The organism is Paratractidigestivibacter faecalis, assembly GCF_003416765.1.
Classification (GTDB): Bacteria; Actinomycetota; Coriobacteriia; order Coriobacteriales; family Atopobiaceae; genus Paratractidigestivibacter; species Paratractidigestivibacter faecalis.
This window is the reverse complement of sequence record NZ_QSNG01000001.1, coordinates 551,574-573,218: the sequence shown is the minus strand read 5'-3', so window position 1 is coordinate 573,218 and position 21,645 is coordinate 551,574. Positions and strand designations below refer to the sequence as shown.

General features: G+C 57.9%; 18 protein-coding genes and 2 pseudogenes. 7 read left to right on the top strand and 13 right to left on the bottom strand.

Annotated features, from left to right (window positions below; translation table 11 throughout):
- Nucleotides 1–137: 137 nt before the first annotated feature.
- Together DXV50_RS02435 and DXV50_RS02430 are read right to left on the bottom strand one after the other, a co-directional pair.
- Nucleotides 138–1,175, bottom strand: a complete 1,038-nt coding sequence (locus tag DXV50_RS02435; RefSeq protein ID WP_117204623.1) for a sensor histidine kinase — start codon at nucleotides 1,173–1,175, stop codon at nucleotides 138–140.
- A gap of 16 nt (nucleotides 1,176–1,191) precedes the next feature.
- The gene (locus DXV50_RS02430; protein WP_117204622.1) at nucleotides 1,192–1,866 is read right to left on the bottom strand and encodes a response regulator transcription factor; all 675 of its coding nucleotides are present in this window, start codon (nucleotides 1,864–1,866) and stop codon (nucleotides 1,192–1,194) included.
- 158 nt (nucleotides 1,867–2,024) lie between these two features.
- Here DXV50_RS02430 and polA point away from each other — a divergent pair, with 158 nt between their 5' ends.
- From polA to DXV50_RS02415, 3 genes are all read left to right on the top strand, one after another.
- Nucleotides 2,025–4,754: a DNA polymerase I gene (gene polA / locus DXV50_RS02425; RefSeq protein ID WP_117204621.1), complete on the top strand. Its 2,730-nt coding sequence runs from the start codon at nucleotides 2,025–2,027 to the stop codon at nucleotides 4,752–4,754.
- 110 nt (nucleotides 4,755–4,864) lie between these two features.
- Entirely contained in the window at nucleotides 4,865–5,344 is a 480-nt protein-coding gene (gene rnhA / locus DXV50_RS02420) for a ribonuclease HI (RefSeq protein WP_117205958.1), read from the top strand.
- A 47-nt stretch (nucleotides 5,345–5,391) separates the two neighbouring features.
- Nucleotides 5,392–6,225, top strand: coding sequence for an HAD family hydrolase (locus DXV50_RS02415; RefSeq protein WP_117204620.1), 834 nt, complete (start codon nucleotides 5,392–5,394; stop codon nucleotides 6,223–6,225).
- A gap of 19 nt (nucleotides 6,226–6,244) precedes the next feature.
- Here the strand turns inward: DXV50_RS02415 and rhuM are convergent, their stop codons facing one another.
- From rhuM to DXV50_RS02395, 4 genes are all read right to left on the bottom strand, one after another.
- Complete coding sequence (rhuM, locus tag DXV50_RS02410) at nucleotides 6,245–7,219, bottom strand: RhuM family protein (protein WP_117204619.1); 975 nt, start codon at nucleotides 7,217–7,219, stop codon at nucleotides 6,245–6,247.
- A gap of 102 nt (nucleotides 7,220–7,321) precedes the next feature.
- Entirely contained in the window at nucleotides 7,322–8,341 is a 1,020-nt protein-coding gene (gene rfbB, locus DXV50_RS02405; RefSeq protein WP_117204618.1) for a dTDP-glucose 4,6-dehydratase, read from the bottom strand.
- 713 nt (nucleotides 8,342–9,054) lie between these two features.
- Nucleotides 9,055–9,639: a hypothetical protein gene (locus DXV50_RS02400; RefSeq protein ID WP_117204617.1), complete on the bottom strand. Its 585-nt coding sequence runs from the start codon at nucleotides 9,637–9,639 to the stop codon at nucleotides 9,055–9,057.
- Nucleotides 9,632–10,861: an AAA family ATPase gene (locus DXV50_RS02395; RefSeq protein WP_117204616.1), complete on the bottom strand. Its 1,230-nt coding sequence runs from the start codon at nucleotides 10,859–10,861 to the stop codon at nucleotides 9,632–9,634. The genes DXV50_RS02400 and DXV50_RS02395 overlap by 8 nt, the downstream gene beginning before the upstream one ends.
- A 105-nt stretch (nucleotides 10,862–10,966) precedes the next feature.
- On the opposite strand from DXV50_RS02395, the gene DXV50_RS02390 reads away from it, so the two are divergent.
- The 3 genes from DXV50_RS02390 to DXV50_RS02380 all read left to right on the top strand — a co-directional run bounded on the left by DXV50_RS02390 (nucleotide 10,967) and on the right by DXV50_RS02380 (nucleotide 14,398).
- Nucleotides 10,967–11,767, top strand: a complete 801-nt coding sequence (locus tag DXV50_RS02390; protein ID WP_117204615.1) for a DUF4393 domain-containing protein — start codon at nucleotides 10,967–10,969, stop codon at nucleotides 11,765–11,767.
- A 1,421-nt stretch (nucleotides 11,768–13,188) separates the two neighbouring features.
- On the top strand, nucleotides 13,189–13,494 hold the full coding sequence (locus tag DXV50_RS02385) for a helix-turn-helix domain-containing protein (RefSeq protein WP_117204614.1): 306 nt from the start codon (nucleotides 13,189–13,191) through the stop codon (nucleotides 13,492–13,494).
- Nucleotides 13,478–14,398 carry a reverse transcriptase family protein gene (locus DXV50_RS02380; protein WP_157966955.1) on the top strand — a complete coding sequence of 307 codons (921 nt, stop codon included), beginning with the start codon at nucleotides 13,478–13,480 and terminating at the stop codon, nucleotides 14,396–14,398. Before DXV50_RS02385 ends, DXV50_RS02380 begins: the two co-directional genes overlap by 17 nt.
- Nucleotides 14,399–15,524: 1,126 nt before the next feature.
- Here DXV50_RS02380 and DXV50_RS02370 read toward each other — a convergent pair.
- The gene (locus tag DXV50_RS02370) at nucleotides 15,525–16,151 is read right to left on the bottom strand and encodes a HEPN domain-containing protein (protein ID WP_232817509.1); all 627 of its coding nucleotides are present in this window, start codon (nucleotides 16,149–16,151) and stop codon (nucleotides 15,525–15,527) included.
- Nucleotides 16,152–16,377: 226 nt separating this feature from the next.
- On the opposite strand from DXV50_RS02370, the pseudogene DXV50_RS02365 reads away from it, so the two are divergent.
- Nucleotides 16,378–17,179 (top strand): annotated as a pseudogene (locus DXV50_RS02365) (IS256 family transposase); the annotation flags it as partial.
- On the opposite strand, the gene DXV50_RS10050 reads toward DXV50_RS02365, so the two are convergent.
- From DXV50_RS10050 to DXV50_RS02335, 6 genes and pseudogenes are all read right to left on the bottom strand, one after another.
- The gene (locus DXV50_RS10050) at nucleotides 17,176–17,400 is read right to left on the bottom strand and encodes a hypothetical protein (protein ID WP_117204609.1); all 225 of its coding nucleotides are present in this window, start codon (nucleotides 17,398–17,400) and stop codon (nucleotides 17,176–17,178) included. The pseudogene DXV50_RS02365 and the gene DXV50_RS10050 sit on opposite strands and share 4 nt — an antisense overlap.
- Before the next feature lie 364 nt (nucleotides 17,401–17,764).
- Nucleotides 17,765–18,826: an NAD-dependent epimerase/dehydratase family protein gene (locus tag DXV50_RS02350; RefSeq protein ID WP_157966954.1), complete on the bottom strand. Its 1,062-nt coding sequence runs from the start codon at nucleotides 18,824–18,826 to the stop codon at nucleotides 17,765–17,767.
- Nucleotides 18,827–18,828: 2 nt separating this feature from the next.
- Complete coding sequence (locus DXV50_RS02345) at nucleotides 18,829–19,533, bottom strand: IspD/TarI family cytidylyltransferase (protein WP_117204607.1); 705 nt, start codon at nucleotides 19,531–19,533, stop codon at nucleotides 18,829–18,831.
- Nucleotides 19,534–19,547: 14 nt separating this feature from the next.
- Complete coding sequence (locus DXV50_RS10045) at nucleotides 19,548–19,751, bottom strand: LicD family protein (RefSeq protein ID WP_157967006.1); 204 nt, start codon at nucleotides 19,749–19,751, stop codon at nucleotides 19,548–19,550.
- Between the two features lie 47 nt (nucleotides 19,752–19,798).
- Nucleotides 19,799–20,326 (bottom strand): annotated as a pseudogene (locus tag DXV50_RS10040) (LicD family protein); the annotation flags it as partial.
- Nucleotides 20,327–20,387: 61 nt separating this feature from the next.
- Nucleotides 20,388–21,632: an oligosaccharide flippase family protein gene (locus DXV50_RS02335; RefSeq protein ID WP_117204605.1), complete on the bottom strand. Its 1,245-nt coding sequence runs from the start codon at nucleotides 21,630–21,632 to the stop codon at nucleotides 20,388–20,390.
- Nucleotides 21,633–21,645 lie beyond the last annotated feature (13 nt).

Here is a 21,645-nt window from a genome sequence, read left to right as displayed (position 1 = left end):
CCGCAAATTGGGGACGTGTTCGTTTTTGCGCAAGCCGGGGACACACCTGCGCCGCAAGCGGAACGCCATCGGCGGCGAGCGGCGCCCCAACCTGTCCCAAACTTGCGCAAAAACGAACACGTCCCCAATTTGCGCGGCTAGGAGCGGCGGGCGCTGGCGGGAAAGGCGAGGGTCACGCGGGTCCAGTGGCCCTGCTCGGAGTCTATGCCCACGGCCAGGCCCATCTTGCCGGCAAGCTCGCGCACCAGGTAGAGGCCCATGCCGGTGGAACGGGCGTAGCGGCGGCCGTTGGAGCCGGTGAAGCCGCGATCAAACACGCGCCCCAGGTCCTCGGGCGGGATGCCCACGCCGTCGTCCTCCACGAAGAGCAGCGTCTCCCAGGCGTCCATGCCCGTCTGCCGGCGCTCGGCCCACAGCCGCAGGCGCCCGGCCTCCCCGTCCTCGCGGCGGTACTTGGCGGCGTTGCCCATGAGCTGCCCCAGCATGAACTCCACCCACTTGGGGTCGGCGCTCACGGTGAGGCCGAGCTCGCCCAGCTCGGGCGTCACGCGCGCGTCGATGAGCGTCCGCGCGTTTCTCCGCAGCGCCGCGCGCACCACGTCGGAAAGCTCCACCTCGCGCACCTGGAAGTCGCGGTCAAGGGTGGTGGAGCGGGCGTAGTAGAGCGCCTGCTCGACGTAGCCCTCGATGCGCCCCAGCTCAGCGTCCATGGCGTCGGTCGCGGGCCCTGGGTTGTTGGCGGCCACCAGGCGGCCGGCGGCTATGGGGGTCTTCACCTCGTGGACCCAGGTCTCCACGTAGTCGCGGTAGTCGCGCTGCTCGGCGCGCATGGCGGCCACCTGGTCGGCCATGGACTTGGAGGCGCGGCGCAGCGCGTCCAGGAAGGCGGCCTCCTCCAGCGTGGACGGCTCCTGGGTGAGCTCGGGCGCCAGGTAGCCCACGCCGTGCTCGCCAAGCCCCTCCATCGTGCGGTCAAGCCGCCGGTAGAAGCCCCGCCGCCGCCAGAAGTCCAGCAGCAGCGCCGTGGCCTCTCCCGCCAGGAAGGCCACGGTCACGAACGCCAGCACGCCGGACTCCACGCCATAGGCGGCAAGCGCCAGCACGACCAGTCCCAGCGCCGCCGCACGCACGAAGGCCGAGGGCAGCCGGTCCCGCAGGTAGGTCGCAAGCGACACGGGCTTCTCCCCTCCCCTACTCCACGATGTAGCCCAGGCCGCGCCTGGTGCCGACAAAGCCCTCCACGCCGATGCGGCCGAGCGTCTGCCGCAGGTGGCTCACGTTGACGGTGAGGGTGTTGTCGTCCACGAAGTCGTCGGACTCCCAGAGCTCCTCCTGGATGCGCTGCCGGCTCACCACGGAGCCCGCCGAGCGCATGAGAAGCGCGAGTATCCGCAGCTCGTTCTTGGTGAGCTCGGCCGTGCGCCCCTCGAAGGAAACCTCGCAGCGGGCGGTGTCCAGCGTGACCCCGCGCACGCTGATGCGCGCCGAGGCGGCCGCCCCCTCGCCGTAGCTGCGCTTGAGCACCGAGGATATGCGGGCGAGAAGCACCTGCTCGTTGTAGGGCTTGGTCACGAAGTCGTCCGCGCCGGCAGACAGCGTCACCAGCTCGTCCATGTCGGTGTCGCGGCTGGTGACGGCGATGATGGGCACCTGGCTTGAGGCGCGCACCTCCCGGCAGATGAAACCGCCGTCCACGCCCGGCAGGTTGAGGTCAAGAAGCACCAGGTCGGGGGCCGCGGCAAGAATCTGGCCGGCAACGTCGGCAAAGTCCGTCACGGCGGCCGCAGCGTACCCGTTGCGGCGCAGCAGGCAGACAATGCCGTCCCTGATGGCGGCGTCGTCCTCAACCACTAGCAGCCTTCTCATGGGATCTCCCTCCTCGCGCTTTCTGCGTGGCAGCGTAGCACAGGCGCACCATTGGGGACGGGGGTGAATGGCACGCTGGGACACCCGCGCCATTCACCCCGTCCCCAACGGCACGCCTCGCCGCCTACAATGGAGAAGGACACCCCGAGAGGAGCAACATGCCAGACAGAAGGACCATCGCCGTCATAGACGGCAACTCGCTCATGCACCGCGCGTTCCACGCCATTCGCCAGCCCATGAGCGCGCCGGACGGGCGCTCCACCAACGCGCTCTTCGGCTTCTTCAACATGTTCATCAAGCTCGTCGACACCTTCCGGCCCGACGGCGTCATCTGCGCCTTCGACAAGGGCAAGCCGCGCGTCCGCATGGAGATGCTGCCCCAGTACAAGGCCCAGCGCCCGCCCATGGACCCCGCGCTTCACGAGCAGTTCCCCATGGTGAAGGAGCTCCTGGGCGCCCTTGACGTGCCCGTCTGCGAGCTCGAGGGCTGGGAGGGAGACGACATCCTGGGCACCCTGGCCCGCCGCGGCGAGGCCGCCGGCTACGAGATGCTGCTCTTCACCGGCGACCGCGACATGTACCAGCTGGCCACGGAGAGCGTCAAGATCGTCTCCACCAAGAAGGGCGTCTCGGACGTGGTCATCATGACCCCGGAGAGCGTGGACGACCTCTACCACGGCATCACGCCGGAGCTGGTGCCGGACTTCTACGGCCTCAAGGGAGACGCCTCCGACAACATCCCCGGCGTGCCCGGCATTGGCCCCAAGAAGGCGGCCGCCCTCATCGTGCAGTACGGCAACCTCGACGAGATCATAGCCCACGCGGACGAGGTCAAGGGCAAGATGGGCGAGAACCTGCGCGCCCACGTGGACGACGCCCTGCTCAGCCGCAAGGTGGCGACCATCCGCACGGACGCGCCCATCGAGCTGGACCTGGCCGACGCCAGGTTTCCCACCTTCGACCCGGCCCGCGTGGTGGCGGCGTTCTCAGCCCTGGGCTTCACCGGCATGACGAGCCGCCTGGCCAAGCTCTCCGGCGCAAGCGCCGCCGACGTGGCCGCCGCAGCCGGCGCCGCGTCCGCAGCCGAGAAGGACGTGCCGGCGCCCGCCGCCCTTGACCTGCCGCGCGTCGTCACCGGCGCGGACGCCGAGGCCGCGCTTGCCGCCGCCATGGAGGCCGGCGCCTGGGTGGGCTGCTCGCTTGACGACGACCGCGCGGCCGGCGCCCTCTTTGGCCTGGGACACACCCTCTGGGCCGCCACCGAGGGCGCGCTCTGCCGCTTTGACGGCGCCGCCGCGGACGACGCGCTGGAGCGGCTCTTCCGCCAGGGGCGCCTGGCCGCCGCCGGCGTGAAGGACCTTCTCCACGCGCTCTGCCCCATGGACTCCGCCGAGTCTGCCCGCCTGGCCTGCGCAGACGTTGACCCCAAGCGCATCTGGGACGTCTCCGTGGCCGCCTACCTGCTTGAGTCCGACGCCTCCGACTTTGACGCCGAGGCCCTGTGCGAGCGCCACCTGGGCTGCCCCCTGCCCGAGCCAGAGGCCGCCGCAGGCAGCCAGGCCGCGTCCGGCGCCGACGACGCCCCCACCCGCGCCGCCTACGCCGCCGAGGTGGCCCGTCTGCTGGTGCCCGTGCTTGGGGACGCCCTTGCCAAGGACGGCTCGGCCGAGCTCTTCTCCGCAATAGAGATGCCGCTTCTGCCCGTGCTGGCGCAGATGGAGCGCGAGGGCCTCTCCGTCGACCCGTCCATCCTGGCCACCCAGTCCGCCGAGCTCGGGGCGGAGATCTCTGCCATGGTGGACAAGATCCACGCGGCCGCAGGAGAGGACTTCAACCTGGACTCCCCCATGCAGCTCTCCCACGTGCTCTTTGACGTGCTGGGGCTTCCCACCAAGGGCCTCAAGAAGACTTCGCGCGGGTTCTACTCCACCAACGCCAAGGTGCTGGGAGACCTCGCGCGCGACCACGAGGTTGTGGCCGAGGTCCTGGAGTACCGCGAGCGTGCCAAGATCCGCTCCACCTACCTGGACGCGCTGCCGGCCCTGGTGCGTGGGGACGGCCGCATCCACACCACGCTCAACCAGACCGTGGCCGCCACGGGCCGCCTCTCCAGCTCCGACCCCAACCTGCAGAACATCCCCACCCGCTCCGAGCTGGGCCACCGCGTGCGCCAGGCCTTCACGGTGCCTGAGGGCAGCGTGTTCCTGGCCTGCGACTACTCCCAGATCGAGCTGCGGCTGCTCGCCCACCTCTCCGGAGACGAGCACCTGGTGGCGGCCTTCAACAGCGGCGCGGACTTCCACGCCGCCACCGCCGCGCGCGTCTTTGGCGTGCCGGTGGACGAGGTCACGCCGCAGCTACGCAGCCGCGCCAAGGCCGTGAACTTTGGCATCGTGTACGGACAGCAGGCCTACGGCCTGGCCACCTCGCTCAAGATTCCCCGCGCGGAGGCACAGGAGATGATCGACCGCTACTTTGACGCCTACCCGGGCGTGCGCGCCTACCTGGACGAGTCCGTCCGCCTGGCGCACGAGCGCGGCTGGGCCACCACCATGTACGGCCGCAAGCGCCACATCAAGGAGTTCAGGCAGAAGAACAAGCAGCTCATTGCCTTCGGCGAGCGCACGGCCATGAACCACCCCATGCAGGGCACGGCCGCAGACATCATCAAGATTGCAATGGTTCAGGTGGAGAGGCGCCTGCGCGAGGAGGGGCTTGCCTCCCGCCTGGTGCTGCAGATCCACGACGAGCTTGACCTCGAGGTACCCGTAGGCGAGCTCGAGGCCGCAAGCGAGCTCGTGCGCTCCACCATGGAGGGCGTGGCCCAGCTCAAGGTCCCCCTCATCGCCGAGGTGAGCTACGGCAGCAACTGGGCGGAGGCAAAGTAGTGGCAAGCTGGAACGACTTTGCCCAGGACGCCGGCGAGAAGCTCGTGGAGGCCGCGGCTCCGCGCGGGGGCGCGGCCGCGGCCGGCGGCGTGGCTGCCGGCGGGGCACGCATGCAGGTGACCTGCTGGTCGGACGGGTCTTCTCGCGGAAACCCGGGGCCGGGAGGCTACGGCACGGTGCTGCGCTACGTGGACCCTGCCGGCGGCGTGCACGAGCGCGAGTTCAGCCACGGCTACCGGCGCACCACCAACAACCGCATGGAGCTCATGGGCGCCATCGTAGGCCTGGAGGCGCTGCGGCGCCCCTGCACCGTGACCATGGTCACGGACTCCCAGTACGTTGTCAACGCCTTCAGGCAGCACTGGATCTCCGGCTGGATCAAGCGCGGCTGGAAGACGGCCAGCAAGCAGCCGGTCAAGAACGTCGACCTCTGGAAGCGGCTGCTTGCGGCCGCGGAGCCCCACGACGTGAACTGGCAGTGGGTGAAGGGTCACGCGGGGCATCCCGAGAACGAGCGCTGCGACGCGCTGGCCACGGCCGCCGCGGACGACCGCGAGGGACGCACCGAGGACGCCGGGTTTATCGACTAGACCCAGACCGGGGCGGGCCGCGGGTGCCCGCCGGGGAGGAGAACACCGTGAAGGACTACACCGAGGACAGGGACCTGTCCGACATCAAGCTTTTGGCCGTTGACATGGACCTCACGCTGCTGGCAAGCGACGGGAGCCTGCCGCCGCATATGGACGAGCGCATTGACGCGCTTGCCGAGGCGGGCGTGCTCTTCTGCCCGGCGAGCGGCAGGCCCGCACCAACGCTGCAGATGATGTTCCCCGCGCACAAGGACAGCATCGCCTTCTGCGCGGACAACGGTGGCTGGGTCATCTACCAGGGGCGCACTGCCTTCCGCGACCTCATCAGGCCCGAGCTCTGGCACGAGGTGCTGGACTTTGCCGCCGCCGACGGCAACTGCGCCCCGGTGCTCTGCGCGTTTGACAAGGCCTACGTCCTGGAGCGTGACCGCCAGTTCCACGAGGACATCTACAAGTACTACAAGGACATCCACTACGTGGGGAGCTTCGACGAGGTGGACGACGAGGCGGACAAGGTCACGATCTTCTTCCCCGACTACGACGCCGAGCCGCGCTTTGCCAGCGTCTACGAGCCGCGCTTTGGCAGCCGTCTCTACGTCACCAACGCCGGGCGCGAGTGGATCGACTTCATGAACCTGGGCGTGAGCAAGGGCTCCGGCGTGGCGCACCTCTGCCGCCAGCTGGGCATTGGCCTTGCGGATGCCGCCGCCGTGGGCGACACCTACAACGACATCCCCATGCTCTCGGCCGTGGGCCACAGCTTTGTGGTGGCCAACGCCGAGGAGCACATGCATGCCCACGCCGACTACCTGGTGCCCAGCAACGACGACCACGGCGTGGCCACCCTCATCGACGCCATCCTCGCCGCCAAGGGGCGGTAGGGGCGCTCCAGGAGGTGCCTCAGAGCGGGTCCTCCCGCGTACGCCTCTCCTCGTGTCCCCCAAGACCCATAGCCAGGAAGTTCATGACCAGCGCAACCATGGCGTCCTTCTCATCGGGCTCGCTTTCGGCAATCATCACGGTAACGGCAACTATTGTGCTGTCATCCATTACCTTACGACCGCCCACAAACAGGGCGTTATTGCGGTCCAGAAAGTACAGGAACATGGTCGCGGCAATTCGCTTGTTGCCGTCTAGGAAGCTGTGGTTCTTGGTGACAAAGTAGAGCAGGTTCGCAGCCTTTTCTTCAAGCGACGGGTATATATCTTCGCCCGCGAAGGTCTGATAAATGTTACCGATGCTTCCCTTGAACGAATCATCCTTCTCAACGCCGAACAGGGTGCTCTCGTCCCCGAACTTCATGGATTTAATGACCCGTGCACACTCATCGTATGTAAGCCTATAGGTAGCTCTCCCGCCTTCCGGGAGGACAATCCGCTGATGGTCATAGTCATCAAGCAGATCAAGCGCGATTGTGTAGCTCTGCACGATATCGAGCACCTGTTGCGTCTCGAGCTGCTCTGGGATACGAGCCATTACCTTGGCGACCTGCCCCAATTGGCGCAGCCGTTGCTCATTGACCGCGTTCCCGTCAACGATGTACCTGCGCAGCACATCGGTTGCCCAGCGTCGGAACTCAACGCCCCGCTTGGATTTGACTCGATATCCTACCGAGATAACGACATCCAGGTTGTACAGTTTTGTCCTGTACCTCTTGCCATCGGTCGCAGTTGTCAAGGATTCCTTGACAACTGCGTCTCGCTCAAGCTCGCCTTCCTTAAAGCAGTTGTTCACGTGGAGGCTTACGTTCTGCTTGGTTGTGTTAAACAGCTCGGCCATCTGAGCTTGGCTCAGCCAGACCGTATAGCCATCAAAACCAACCGACAGAGAGACCTGCTCATCCCCCGACTCAAATAGAACGATTTCGTCTGCCATCATTGCCTCCCATCACGCTCCGTCTCAAATAGTATAGTACATATGTTCTGTTATCAAGATATGAGCCTTACCTGGATTAAGACAAGCTACTAGGAGGTTCCCCTACCGACCCTGCCGCCCATAGCGCGCTTCGGCCGCCTGCTTGGAGGGGCGCCACCAGGGCTCGTTGGCCACGTACCAGTCGATGGCCTGGCGAAGGCCCTCGGCAAAGTCCGCGTGGGCGGGACGCCAGCCAAGCTCGCGACGGAGCTTCGAGGAGTCAATGGCGTAGCGGCGGTCGTGGCCGGGACGGTCGGGCACGTGGTCGAAGTCGTTGGGGTCGCGGCCCATGGCCTCCATGATCATCCGCAGCACGTCGATGTTGCTGCGCTCGCCGTCGGCGCCGATGAGGTAGGTCTCCCCAACCTGGCCGCGAGTCAAGATGGCCCAGACGGCGCTGGAGTGGTCCTCGACGTTGACCCAGTCGCGGACGTTGCGCCCGGTGCCGTAGAGCTTGGGCCTGACTCCATCAATGATGTTGGTGATCTGCCGTGGGATGAACTTTTCCACATGCTGGCAGGGGCCATAGTTGTTGGAACAGTTTGAGATTGTTGCACGCAGGCCGTAGGTGCGCGTCCAGGCGCGGACCAGCAGGTCGGAAGCGGCCTTGCTGGAGCTGTACGGGGAGCTCGGCCGGTAGGGAGAGCCTTCGGTGAAGCGGGACGGGTCGTCAAGGGCGAGGTCGCCAAAGACCTCGTCCGTGCTTACGTGGTGGTAGCGCGCGCCGCACCTGCGCACGGCCTCGAGCAGGCAAAACGTGCCGTCGACGTTGGTATGCAGGAATGGCGCCGGATTCGCGATGGAGTTGTCATTGTGCGTCTCGGCCGCAAAGTGCACGACGGTGTCATGCCCGGGAACCAGATCTGCCAGGAGCTCGGCGTCGCAGACGTCGCCCACCACAAGCTCCACACGCTCGGGCGGCAGGCCCGCGATGTTGGCGGGATTTCCGGCGTAGGTGAGCTTGTCCAGCACCGTAACGTGCACGTTGGGGTGCTCTCGCGCCACATAGCGCACAAAGTTGCTGCCCATGAACCCGCAGCCGCCCGTGACCAGGACGTTATGTGGCTCAAACACGGCCGTCATGCGATTCATCCCCTCCAAATACCGCCGTCTACGGCAGGCCCCAGCCAGAACTCGCCTATGTTTGGCTCTTGATTTGAGAGTCCCAAGTACCAGCCTAATATCGCCAACGCTTGCCCAGTTGGCAAGAAGTCAACGGCGTCCGATACTCGCCAAAGCCAAAGCAAGAGCCAAACATAGGCGAGTTTTGTAAGTCCGGAGCCGGAAATCGCCGCCTTCGCGCCCTCACATCCCTACGTTTGCGTTTTAATCCGGACACCCCAAGTACAGCGCCAAAATCCCCTGCGTTTGCCCAGTTGGCGAGCGGGCAAAACGCCGCGCTACTCGCCAAGTCACAACAAAACGCAAACGTAGCAAGGCCTCACTCAGAGACGCTGTTAGGAAGCCCATTAACTCGGCTATTCATCTCATAAAAATAGGGGCACTCCCCCTTCGGAAGCCCCCCTTAAGACGGCGAACCGTTTTGCGCAGTGCGGAATACCAGTCGCAATTGTGAGCAGCCGGACAATCAGCCTGCCAAGCTCCTCGCCACGGCACCGCTTCATCGTCTCTGGAACAAGCTTCTGATGCAGGCAGAGCGTTGTTGCCAAATGCTGAATCCACTCTTCCTTTGACACGGTGATGAGAAGAGCATCCGGTGCATGGGGCGGGCGGGGCATGCGGAGCTCGCACTGGATTGCGAGCCCGGAAGAGCCCACCTCTTCGCCCGCGCGCCCTCACCTAAGCAAATCGGCCAGCGCCAGCTCGCCGGGCTTGCGCTGGCAGTTTTCGGCATACGCACGAATGGCATCAACAAGGTCCCCGGGGTTGCCCCAATACTCCCTAAGAAACTCCCCCTTCTTGACATCCGCAAAGCCAAGCTGCTGTTTGCAGAAGTCGCTAGGCTTGAGCTGTCGGTTCCTCCTCGACGCCTTCAGCCAGTCGGAATAGGCGGACTCCGCATGAATTAGCAGCATCTCGATCTCTGGACGCGTGAGAAAGCTGAGAACCTTGGTCCCGTTCTGCTGACGCCGAGGAAATTCAAACTTGGCGGCATGGCTGTCCACAATCCGCGCAACCGTGAGCCCCTGAGCCCCATCGGTTTCATAGTCCATTGAGAAGTACTCGTTTGCAATCTCCCCCGCCTTGCGCTTGCGCGTATACGGGCGGTTTGTAATTACAGAGTCCATCACCACACGGCTTTGAGGCACAACCATCAAGTCGTTGTCATACAGCGCCTGGACAACAACGCCCTCGGCAGTGCCTTCGCAGCTGAACAACACATATCGGTTGATAAGGGCGTCAAGCGCCTGGCTATCCATTGACGTGCTCGCAAACGTAGCTGCGCATCGCCTGGACGTCGGGATACTTCGGCATCGACCCCTTAATCACATTGTTAATGATTACATCGCTCTTCTTATTCTCAATCCGCTCAATGCGGTCAGAGTACTTCACCACCTCGGTCTTGAACGCATCGTCACGCACCAGAACGTAGACGTTGTCCTTTCTTTGCAGCGCGTCAAGCAGCTCAGAGTAGTGCGTAGAGAACAGCAGCGTAGCGCCACGGGGGTTGGTGACGGGCGACGCAAACAGCCCGATCACCGTGCCGACGAGCGAGCGGTTAAGGCCGGTCTCGATCTCATCGACAATGAGATACCCACCGGACTTGAGCGCGCTGATAGCACGGTCAACCAACTCGGCACCCAAAATGGTTCCGTTGGAGAGGATGGAGGTGGCTACGGAATCGCTGACGACTCGCTCCCCCGCCTCATTCTTGAACTTGAGATGGAACACCTGGTTTTCCACGTTCCAGTTGAGGTACTCGATGCTCGGATCAAAGGCCTGCAGGACGGGAGTTGGCATGCTGATGAGGGGCAAGGCCCTGTCGGGAAACTCAAGCGGAATCGATTTTCTGCCCGTGACAATCGAGACGATCGACATGCTGTCGCCCAAAAAGGTCCTCTGCCTCGGATCCAGGGTCATCTCGTCGTCAGGCGAGCCGTTGCGGACAAGCACCAACTCGGACGCCCGCTTGAAGGCCTCGATGTCCGTAACCAGGCCCCTGGTCATCCTGATTGGGGGAAGCGAACAAGACCACAGCCACTCGTTGTCAAACACGTAGGCCTCTGCCATAGAAGCGTCCCTCAGACGAGAAGAGCCCAGGTCGTCATCAACCCGCCTAAGCCTCGACTCTATGAGATAGAACTTGCCCTCCTCGTAGAAAACGCATGCAACGGAAAACGTATCCCCCAGCTTTCCAAGACGGTCCGAAGAAGTCGCAAAGCGACGAATGGCATACGTGCCAGACATGTAGCCAAGCACAAACCTCACCACGTTGAGAGCGGTGGTCTTGCCGGAAGCATTGACTCCGACGATGCCCATAACATTCTGAGTGTAGAGAGACGAGCCCTTGGGCAACTTGGACACATCCGCAATGTTGCCCTCCTCATCCTTTGGAACCCGGTCGGTTGCGACAAAGTCAATCTCGAGCCTCTGATTTCTAAATAGCTCGACGCCGTCGACCCTTACCTTAAGTAGCCGCATGGCTTCCCCTTTCCACACTGAGTATTATAAACAAGAATCTTGTTCATACGCTATGAGCAACCCAAGCCACTCGAACCGCTCGAACCTGCAGAAGGGAAGATACCAATGAACGATGAAACCACAAAGGAGCTCGCAAGGCAGACGTCCGGGGTCCTGGAAAAGGCCTACGACGACGCGCTCCACCCCTCCGCGGTGTCCATCGGAGATACCGCCAGCCTGATTCCCAGGACCGTCGGGGTGCTGCTCGGCCGCTGGAAGGTGTGGGTCGTCAACGGCGAGAGGAGCATCGACCTAGCCATCAGCCAGGTCGCAGAGAGGCTGGAGGGAGTGCCGGAGGAGCGCCTCTGCGAGCCCGCCCCAAACGTCGTGGTGCCGGCAATCCAGCAGCTCTCCTACTCCTATGACAGCGCGGAGCTGCGCAGGCTCTACGTCAACCTGCTCGCGGCCTCGATGGACCGGGAGAGGCGCGGCGGCGCCCACCCGAGCTTTGTGAACCTGATCGGCCAGATGACGCCCGACGAGGCAAAGATCATGGCGTGGTTTGCCGCCGGCGAAGGCCGCGACTACATGCCCATCGTTGACCTGCGGCTGGTCAGGACCGACCAGATCATCAAGCACACGTGGCGTCCGCTCCTGGAGAACTATACAAACGTGTTCGACGGAATCGTCGAGGAGCCCGGAAACGTCCCCCTCTCCCTCGACAACCTGGAGCGTCTGGGGCTTATAAGCGAGGAGGAGTTTGCGATAGACGAGGGCGGCGAATATCCCAGACTGGAGCAGAGCGAGAAGATACTGCGACTGAAGGAGACAACCGCGCTGGACGAGGGCTGGTGCTTTGACATCACGCGCAACGTCTACCGCCTCACCCGCCTAGGCAAGCGGTTCGTTGAGTGCTGCGTTGCGTGATGGGCGGTAGAGGGTCGTCTTGTGGCCCACGTCCCGTACCGGCACAATGCAATGCCTGCATTTGATTGCCCTGCACTCATGAGTGCAGGTCCAAAGGCCAAAATCGCCCTGCACTGGATCGCGCGCCCGGCGAGAAACCCCAGTTGACCCCTTCCAGCCGCAATCCAGTGCAGGCCCGCGACCCGCACTGGATTGCACCCACCCCTAGGGCCTAAGCTGTTTCCACGACGTGTCCCAACGAAAGGCCGCTCGCGAAGTCCGTGCCATCAACCAGACTTGGGCGAGTGTTGCGACAAATGGTTCTCGAGAACCACGTTGGAGAACCACCATCCCGAATTTCCAATTCTGTTCCAACCGTCCGACTCGAAGGTATGGCACACATTCTCAGAGGGTATGAATTGCTTCCGTAGGATGAAGTGTATAAGCGGGAGTGCAACGGCAATGTCGAAAAGGTCATTGCCATAACCGATGACCTTCCCAAAGACGTCAAGCGGAGTCAGGTGACAAGGCCTCTGAAACGTTACATGAAGCAGCTGTTCCAAGATTCAAACATCCCCTATCAGCTGCTCCACCACAAGTCATGCAGTGACCCAAACCTTCAGGCAGTTGATTACTTTTGCTGGACTGCGCATCGAGATCTGACGCAGAACAAAACCTGGCCGCTCAGCAAATGCGTGAACTCTTTTCGCGAGGTAGGAGAAATCGTCTTCCCTGATTAAAAGTTAAGGCCAAGCTGCGCAGCTTGGCCTCAACTGACCTCCCCATCTATTTCCCTAGGGAAAAGAGCCCCATGGGCTCGTGTCAACGAGGCGGAACCTTTTCGTAGTTATCCCATTGCGACAACGGAATTAGGCAAATTACCGAAGCTAGCGATAATTGTCAGACGTTTCTCTAGTAGCGAAATTAATTCGCCATAGACGAATTAATTGTGTTATAGTCTCCACTGAGGTGATTCACGGGTGGAGCAAGGCACCCGTGAAAGGTCCTTTCCCAGCTCTGGGCAGACCGACAATCTGCCGCGGGGCGCTTCGGCGCCCTACCTTTGTTCCGCCCCCGACCCCGGCGCCCGCGTTGGGACCGCGGGCGCACGAAGCTGAGCGGACGTCTCCGGAAGTACCTCCTCCTTTCTTTGGGACGCTGCAGCCGCAGCGAGAAGGGAGGTGCATTCCATGCAGAATTCATCTCGTTCTGGAGACCGCCGAGTTCGCTCGGGAGTCAGAGTTCGAGTCGAGAAGAAGGCGCCCCTGTTCTTTAGGGTGTCCATGAAAGCGCTCGAACGCCTCGGCCTCCTGATTGGATGCCTTGGTCCCCTGCTTGACGTTCTTCTGAAGTTCAAGCAGCTGCTGACTTCCTAGAGCTCCAGACAGTCCGCTCAGTCTTTGACATCTGACCCCTAGGGGTTGCAAATAGAGGGAGTAGACATGCTCGGCGAGACATTGAAGCGGTTGCGAGGGATATACGGGTATTCCGCTCAGGAGCTAAGCGAGTGCCTGGGAATCTCAAAGAGCTATCTCTCTGAGATCGAGAACGGGAAGAAGAAGGCCTCAATCGACCTGCTTCAAAAAAGCGCCGATCTATTTGGCCTGCGCTTGTCCACCCTACTCCGTTTCTCTGAAGACTATGAAGAGGCCTACGACAACAACGCTGCTCAGGCCTTCATCACGGGCCTCATGTCAAAGCTAATCAATAGCTATGCAATTGGAAGCCAAGTTGACTCATCCGATTGACCAAAGTCGCTTCTACAAGCTCAGGAGCAAAAGAAAGCTTGCAGAGGTGCTCTGCACTAATCCCCAGGAGCTGAAGAGGACTTTGCGAAACGCTAGCTACAGAATTTCGCAGACTCCAAAGGCAGACGGAACATTCCGCACTATTTACAACCCCAATCCATCGCTCAAGAGGGTCCAGCACAGGATTGGTAATCTGCTGTCAAGAATTGAAATGCCTCCATGGGCTTTCTTTGCCAGAAAGGGAGTCTGCTATGTTGATAACGCACGTTATCACGAAGGAGCTCGTTACCTGGTGAAGTCAGACCTCTCCTCCTTTTATGACCACTGCGACAGAGAGCACGTATATCGGTTCTTCAAGAACACCATGAAGTGCTCACCGGACATCGCCGAAGCTCTATGCGACCTGACAACCTACACGCTCCAGGATGGCTCGACCATCATTCCGACCGGTTCCCCTTCGGCCCAAATCGTCGCATTTCTTGCCTATAGGGAGATGTTTGATGAAATCAAGGCCGTCGCAGACCTTTACAAATGCAAATTCTCCTTATACGTCGACGACCTCACTTTCTCCTCCAGAAGCGGCATTTCAAATCCAAGCAACCTCGAACGCTCTATCAGCCACATCGCAAGGCAGTACGGACATTGCATCAAGGCCGAGAAGACAGTGTACCTAGATGCGAGCACCTCAAAGATAATCACAGGCGTCGCGCTTACGCCAAGCGGAGAGCCGAAGGCACCAAACGCCCTAAGGGAAGCCACGGTCAGCGATCTCACTCAGATTAGCAGTGGCGACCTCAGCAAAATCGTCAGTTGCCTGGGAAGAATCAATGCCGCGCAAATGATTGAGCGGAACCTGTTTGCCGACTCAAAGCGTCAGGTGGAGCAGATTCTAGCATCCGCATAGCAAAGCAATTAGAGAGCGCGGGCGAGAAGATTGACCTCATTCGGTCCGACTTTTCGCCCGCGCCCCCGTACCGGGAATCAGTTGTCTACCCAGTATTTCCAATGCAATCGGATTCTCAATCAGACCACATTTGATCCAACTACTTGTCAGCATCCTCTCATCCTCAGTCGCGGCCAATTAATCATTACTCAGCTTCTGTATCCTTGCACTCGGCGCCTCGCTAATTACATAGCACGGATAGCCATCACTGTCATAGGCTATGGTGGTCAACGTTTCGTTCACCGCATCGCAAATTTTGAACAGCCTTGAATGCTCGCTTTCCTGATACCCGTCTCTGTCAAGCTCTCGCATCATGAGCCGGTTAAGCGGGATCAGCGCGCCCATAGCCTTGACGAGCGCGCCTTGATTTGCCTTTGCATAATTGGCAAGACCTCGTCGAGCATCGAGTGAAGTCCGCCGATGTTTTATTTTGTTGTAATCAGCCCACCAAGTTAAACGCTTCGATTCCGGCTTAAGAGCGAATGACTCTTTTTTCCATTTTTATTGATTGCCTTCTGCAAATGCCAACAATCAAATGGCCTGAACTGGTAACCGCTTTTGAACTCAACAATCTCGTTGCTAATGTTAGTTAGGCTTTCTCCAACGTAATATCCCCATTTAGGCATCGAGGCCTTGTCCAAATCAATATCAGGAAAGAAGTGAGATGCAATCGCCTTGCCGAGAACATCTATTTCTCCACAGGTCGATAGGATGAGGCTCAGATATTCAATGGAATACGCATTCTTATTGCACGGGGAGAACGCGCAGAACCGCTCTGTTTCCAGAAATCGATTTTCAAGCGCCATGTAATATGACCAATACGCGCGTTTAAACGTATCAAGCTGGTCTTGCTCAGATTGATTACACACCTCGCTCCTTTCGATAAGCTAGACCTTATAAAGGCCCTCATCACTCGTTGCGATAGCGAGCGCCGCTTCACCGTCAATTGCATCCAAGAGCTCTAATTTAAGCGGGTTATATAAAACGAATGGTTGGGAGGCGGTAGATTTCCGGTTGGGTCCAGCAGCCATTTAACCAGCACGCTCAGCTATCCATTTAACAACTCAAGGCGCCAAGCTCAAACCTTTTAGCCATCGTCTTTGCCAATCAAATCGAAGTCAATCAGTTCGAGCTGATTGACGAACTTCTCAAGATGCGAGACGACCTCCTCGTTGTTCACGAACAGCGGCCTGTCCTGCGTCAACTCGCCCGTCTTGTCCCTCGGGTATCGGAGGCTGATGCCGTTGTCGTCGATGTCGGCAATGGACCTGACGAATGCACCCATGTTCTTGATGACCCTTCGGTCCTCACGCCCCCTCTGCCCTGAGAACTCCGAGAGAAGCGAGCTCCAGAGCCCCGAAAGGCTGTGGTCCCTCTTTGGCTCACGCCCACACTTCCTGATCGCCCGTTTTATGGCGAGCTCCATGCAGTGCCTCGTTAGAAACAACACGGGAATCGCATAGGAATGGTAGTACATCACGTACATGCCAGGTCTGTCGACAGCCTCTCTGCCTGCAGCAGCCAGCACCTTGGCGGCGTTGAGGAACGAACTAATGAACTCGTCTTCGAACATCCCGTCCTTGAGCTCCGCCTTCATCAGGGCCGATGAATCTAGCAGCGAGAAGCTTTTGAGCGCCGGGTCCCCGAAGCCCTCCATCTGCGACCTCATGACGCGCCTCTTCTCGTATTTCGGGAAGACGTAGTCTTTGAACATGTCAGCCACCTAGAGCACCTCCCCGCTTGTCACGTCAATCCTCGCTTCAGAACGGGAGTGACGCATAATATCATTCGCAAATTGGCAGCCGCACAAGAGAGCATGGCCCGCGTCTCATCATATAGCTTCAGGCAATCAGTCACAGACGAAAGGGGCGTGGACCGCATCAGGGGACATCTTTGCGGTCAAAGAGGGGCTGGTCAGGAGGACCATCGAGGGCACGTCGAACGAGAAGGCATTCGCCTCCATTGAGGCCTGGGGCACCTGCCCGCCCGGGGCGACCGCCCTCACCTCTTCGTCGACAGTACCTGCCTCAAGCGCAGCTGGGGCGGCTCCTATGAGAACGTTGCCGTGCTGGTTACCATCGGTGTCAGCTCCTCCGGCGAGAGGGAACCCGTCGGCCGCGCCGAGGGCTACACGGGATCCGCAGACTCGTGGCGCAAGTTCCTTTCCTGGCTCAGGGAGCGCGGGCTGTCAGGTGTGTGCCTGGTCGCCGGTGACAAGTGCACGGGGATGCTCGGAGCGCCAGCCGAGGTGTTCCCCGGGACCAGCTACCGGCACTGCACGGTCCACTTCTACCGCAACGTGCTGTGGAGAGCACCCGCGACCAAGCGGAAGGAGGCAGCCCGCATGCTCAAGGCGGTCCACGCCCAGGAGTCCAGGGAAGCCTGCGAGAGGAAGGCCGCGGAGGTAGCCGGCTCGCTCGACGAGATGCGCCTGGGCGCCGCCGTCGGGGTCGTGCGCGACGGCGGGCCGAGACGCTATCCTACACCGGCTTCCCGCCCGAGAAATGGCGCCGCATCCGGACCAACAATGGGAGCGAGCGAATAAACCGCGAGATTAGGAGGCGAACCCGGGTCGTCGGAGCGTTTCCCGACGGCAACTCTGCCCTCATGCTCGTCACCGTAAGGCTGAAATACATAGTCGAGAACGAGTGGGGGAAGAGGAGGTACCTGAACATGATGAGGCTGGAGGGGATGGGCGAGTTGGTGAGGGGCGAGGGACAGATAGACGAGGCGGAAGGTTAAGAGGTGGCGGGGTCGCTGCCGTGCGAGTCAATTTGCGAAAGATCCTTGACGGTACCGTCGCCGGAGTTGTAGCTCCAAATCAAGCGATCATGGTCCGTTACGAGATGGCCAAATGGTAAGGTCGTGGCAATTAGGGCCCAATCACTTACGTCAAATTGCGTAATGGCGATTTTTACGATGTTTTGAAGTCTCTTGATATTTGATTCGCTCTCGTAATTCATCGTCCACTTTCAATCGGTTACCACCATATTTTCGTTGTGGGACTACTTGCGTGAGCGGTATCTTACAAAACGCTAAAGAGTGTGCTTTATGCCACTGCCATGACGCCCTAACGCTAGCGCTCTTCCAAGCACCCATAGAAAGCAAGGCGACAACTAAAAGCATCTATCCCGAATTGGCCGCAACAAAACGGAGCATGGCCCGCGCCTCCGCATATGATTTCAAGCGACCAAGCAATCAACCACAAGCGGAAGAGACACGGGCCATGTCGGAGAGCACCTTAGCAGCCAGCGGGGAGTTATCGTTGCCACTGCAAAGATAAAATCAAGCGGACTGTTGGAGGCACACTCTGCATAGCAGTCGCTCTCAGTTTGCCAGTACGCCCCCGCTAAAACAACCAGCCCTTAACAATTCAACCGTTCTTCTGGTACCTTCTTCAAGCGAATAGCGTCCCGACCAACCAAGGGCTTGAAGTTTAGAAGAATCAAGAGCGGAATTATCCATCATGTTATATCCACGCTTCTCATCTGAGCTCGACTCAGACCTGACGAGTTTTGTTCCACCAGCCTTGGCAAATGCCTCCGCAAGCTCGGCTATGGTGCAGTCGGAATCAGGATTTGAAATATTGTAGGCTTCGCCAGAGCGCCCATTCAGAGCAACGGAAACAATGGCAGTGACGCAGTCAACAACATAACAGTAAGATCTGAACTGTCGTCCATCACTCTTCATAACAATATTATCGCCAGCAGCCGCATTACGAGCAAACTGAGCGTGAGCACGGGAATCAGAAGTAGACATTGTTGGTCCGTAAATATGTCCCGGTCTAACAATGACAGAATCAACTCCATATTCGGCAAGATATGCCGCACATAAATTTTCGGCCATCCTCTTTGAAGCGGGGTAACAGGAACGGGGATTCAGCGAATCGACGGGGTAGGAATCCTCTTCAACGTACGGCTCGGCACTCTTTCTTTGTCCATACACCTCGCTACTGGAAATATAAACAAGGCGCCCACCACTGGAGGCGCGAAGCATACCAAGCAGGTTATTTGTGCCTAAGGTATTTGTCAAAGCCGTCTCAACCGGCTGAGATGCGTAGGCTTTTGGATGAGCATTAGAGGCACAGTGAAAGATGAAGTCGAAATCTACTTTAGGAAGATCGGCTTTCAGAGCATCGTATTCCACGGGGGTAAACTCGCCAACGAACTCAGAAAAACGCTGTCGGAGTCGATTTGCATCTCGAGCACCAAGATAAATTTGACATTTAGTTTGAAAGTTCCTATTCAACGCAAGAAACGCTTCGGAGAGACATGAGCCAATCAGACCACAGGCTCCAGTAATAAAAATCCTTTGACCCTCTAAGGAGCCGATGAGAATCGAATCAAAACTCTCCGAAAGCTCTTCTATATACTTCCAATACGCATTCAACTTTATCGCTCCCTCATGCTAATTAACGCTTTAAACATTTCAAGGTCGCCTGGAGTTGTAATTTTGAAATTAGTCTCATCACCCAACGAAAAATTAATTGCGCGACCACTCAATGTGAGCAACTCAGGAGCGGCGGCGGCCTCTACCCCATTCTCGCGAGCCCAACTGTGTAGCTCCATGATGTCTCCGAACTTAAAAACGTGTGGAGTCTGCGTACGCTCGAGGCTATCCCGGGGAATCGTGACATGAGCAGTCTGTGCATCGGGCGCATCGCGCTTGGCAATTACCTCAACGCATGGGATGCATGCAATTGCATTTCCCTTCGATTCGGCAACGCTAATGGCATTAGAGATGATGTCAGGGGAGACGTATGCACGATTACCATCATGGATAATTACCATGTCGTCATCCAAAGCAAACTCTTTCAATTTAGTGAGCGCATTGAAAATTGACTGTTGCCCTGTCTCCCCACCGGGGACAATGGCTTTCAGCTTGGTAATACCGAACTCTTTTGCATAAGCCCGAAGAATTAAATCCCATCCGCTGAGGCAAGAAACAACAATTCCGTCGATGCTCGGATGACTCTGAAATGCCTCCATTGTGTAGACAATGACTGGCTTATCGTTAACATTAATAAACTGCTTAGGGATTTCGTTTGCCATACGAGAACCTATACCACCAGCAGTTAGAACCACATAATTTGACATTTTTACTCCCTTGCCTAGTCTAAAGCCCAGACTTTCATTCCATGAGTCACTCTTTGATCTACAGGAGGAAGCTGCATGTAGTCGCCATATAGACGAGTAAGGTAGTCATCCCAGTGTCGACAGGCTTTAAAGACATGCCCCTCGAATTCAAGCTCAACAAGATTGTTAAAATCTTCAAGGGGGAAACCAGGCTTATCTTGCTTATAAGGTCCCCACACCACATTACCGATTTCTTCTGTAGATCCAAATTGTGTCGCGCGCGCGCTGTATCGGTCATTTTTTGATACTCATACAAAGATGAGTGAGTAGCTTTATATATAGGAAGATAGAATTTTTTTAGGCTCTTTTTTATAACTCCTCTGGAGGCTGAGATCGCAGCATCAATATTAATCACCGAACGAGCGGCTGCCTTCTGTTGCTTTTGCTGTTTACGCATAAGCCCAGCCCTCTCATTGAGATCTTGAGGCATCGAGTCTGCCGGGAAAATGTCTACCCACAAATGCTCTTCAAAGGCCCCTTCATATGCTGCCTCTTGTGCTCGGAATTTAGGATTAGCTAGCTTAAGAAAGGGAAGTGGGTTTCCATTAATGCCCATGCCCTCAAGCATCATCCCATCAGGACACCAATCAGGATTGTTCAGAAGCAAGTCAAAATCAGGCCTGGGGACAAGGATATCTATATCATCATCCCACGGAATGAATCCTTTGTGCCTTACCGCTCCAAGCAGTGTTCCTCCGTCAAGAGAATAGCGAATTCCATGCTCATCAAACACCTCGGAAAGTGAGAGAAGCATAGAAAACAGCTCTAGTTGTATTTCTCTGGTTGATAGTTCTCGCACACCCATACTCCTTAGATCAATGAGATATTCCATTTTGTGAAGCGCGAATCTTCCGTATGTAGTAAGACCTAGACGCAAGCAGAAGGGCATCTGTTGCCCAACGAACAAAACAAATAGCCTCGATATCTGCTCGATCAGATAGATACAGACACATCAAGGTAGCAATGTTTATAAGGCCAGTAAAAACGGTTGATGTGGTCAGCTCTTTAACATATCCCATGGCTCCGAGAACTGGCCATCCAATTAACATAGAGTAGAAGGAGAACAGGAGAACGGGAGAAACTAGGCACATAATACGTGCTCCGGCCACGTATTCTGTTCCTCCAAGCAGAAGCATTATGGGCTTAGATAAATAGCAATAGGCTAGGGTTCCAATCAAAAGGACTGGTAGCGCCATTAGCGCTAGTTTTTTTGCAAAAGAATAGTCGCTGCTATTCAACATATGAGGGTAGAGACTATTAGTAATAGGCGTATACAGTGCCTGAACAGCATTAACAGTAGTCAGAGTTAACGACCAAAAAGCAATACTTGATTTATCAGTAATTGCGAGTCCAATAATTATCGTTGTAAACCCGGAGAACAGCGATGAGCTGACGTTTGAAATGCAATAAATTGCGGAAGTTCGCAATTCGCATAACGTTGCTTGGATTGAAGGAAATGAGATCCATACTCGGAATAACCTTCGCATCGCCAGGAAGCTCCAGATAAGCCCCACTATGCCTCCTGCTATATCTGCAATAGCAACAAGAAGCAAATCTTCCGGTGTTTTTACGAATAGAAAACTAAGCGCGACAGTAAGGCCTTTTGAGACAAAATAGCGAGTCGTCAAAGGACCCATCTGCTCGTAGCCCTGAAATACAAAATCAGGCAGCAATGCCCTTAAAGATACCCCCACAAATGCCAACATTACATAGGTTAAGTTTTCACTCATAATTGGGATGAAATAACTAGCAACTAAAACAACCGCTACGAGAAATGCAAGTAGCAACAAACGAGCAAAGGTGATTGCCCCGACAAGCTGGGACACGGAGATCGTATCATCCCTCTTCTTTACAACGCCTTTTGTGCCAGACAATGTAAAACCAAAGTCCGCTATCGTCTGAATAATCCCCATAAAAGAAAGTACATAGGCATAAACTGCATAAGAGTCAGTCCCGAGCACTCGTGTAAGATACGGAACCAGCAGAAGCGGGAATATATACCTCAGTCCCTGAAGTCCGTACTGCCAAAATAAATTTTTATAAAAAGAAATATGTTTCATACTGACACTTCCA

Excerpts from the sequence above, each read along its gene's own strand:
- DXV50_RS02430 (WP_117204622.1), bottom strand. The coding sequence starts at position 1,866 with ATGAGAAGGCTGCTAGTGGTTGAGGACGACGCCGCCATCAGGGACGGC.
- polA (WP_117204621.1), top strand. The coding sequence starts at position 2,025 with ATGCCAGACAGAAGGACCATCGCCGTCATAGACGGCAACTCGCTCATG.
- rnhA (WP_117205958.1), top strand. The coding sequence starts at position 4,865 with ATGCAGGTGACCTGCTGGTCGGACGGGTCTTCTCGCGGAAACCCGGGG.
- rhuM (WP_117204619.1), bottom strand. The coding sequence starts at position 7,219 with ATGGCAGACGAAATCGTTCTATTTGAGTCGGGGGATGAGCAGGTCTCT.
- rfbB (WP_117204618.1), bottom strand. The coding sequence starts at position 8,341 with ATGACGGCCGTGTTTGAGCCACATAACGTCCTGGTCACGGGCGGCTGC.
- DXV50_RS02400 (WP_117204617.1), bottom strand. The coding sequence starts at position 9,639 with ATGGATAGCCAGGCGCTTGACGCCCTTATCAACCGATATGTGTTGTTC.
- DXV50_RS02395 (WP_117204616.1), bottom strand. The coding sequence starts at position 10,861 with ATGCGGCTACTTAAGGTAAGGGTCGACGGCGTCGAGCTATTTAGAAAT.
- DXV50_RS02390 (WP_117204615.1), top strand. The coding sequence starts at position 10,967 with ATGAACGATGAAACCACAAAGGAGCTCGCAAGGCAGACGTCCGGGGTC.
- DXV50_RS02385 (WP_117204614.1), top strand. The coding sequence starts at position 13,189 with ATGCTCGGCGAGACATTGAAGCGGTTGCGAGGGATATACGGGTATTCC.
- DXV50_RS02370 (WP_232817509.1), bottom strand. The coding sequence starts at position 16,151 with ATGTTCAAAGACTACGTCTTCCCGAAATACGAGAAGAGGCGCGTCATG.
- DXV50_RS10050 (WP_117204609.1), bottom strand. The coding sequence starts at position 17,400 with ATGAATTACGAGAGCGAATCAAATATCAAGAGACTTCAAAACATCGTA.
- DXV50_RS02345 (WP_117204607.1), bottom strand. The coding sequence starts at position 19,533 with ATGTCAAATTATGTGGTTCTAACTGCTGGTGGTATAGGTTCTCGTATG.
- DXV50_RS02335 (WP_117204605.1), bottom strand. The coding sequence starts at position 21,632 with ATGAAACATATTTCTTTTTATAAAAATTTATTTTGGCAGTACGGACTT.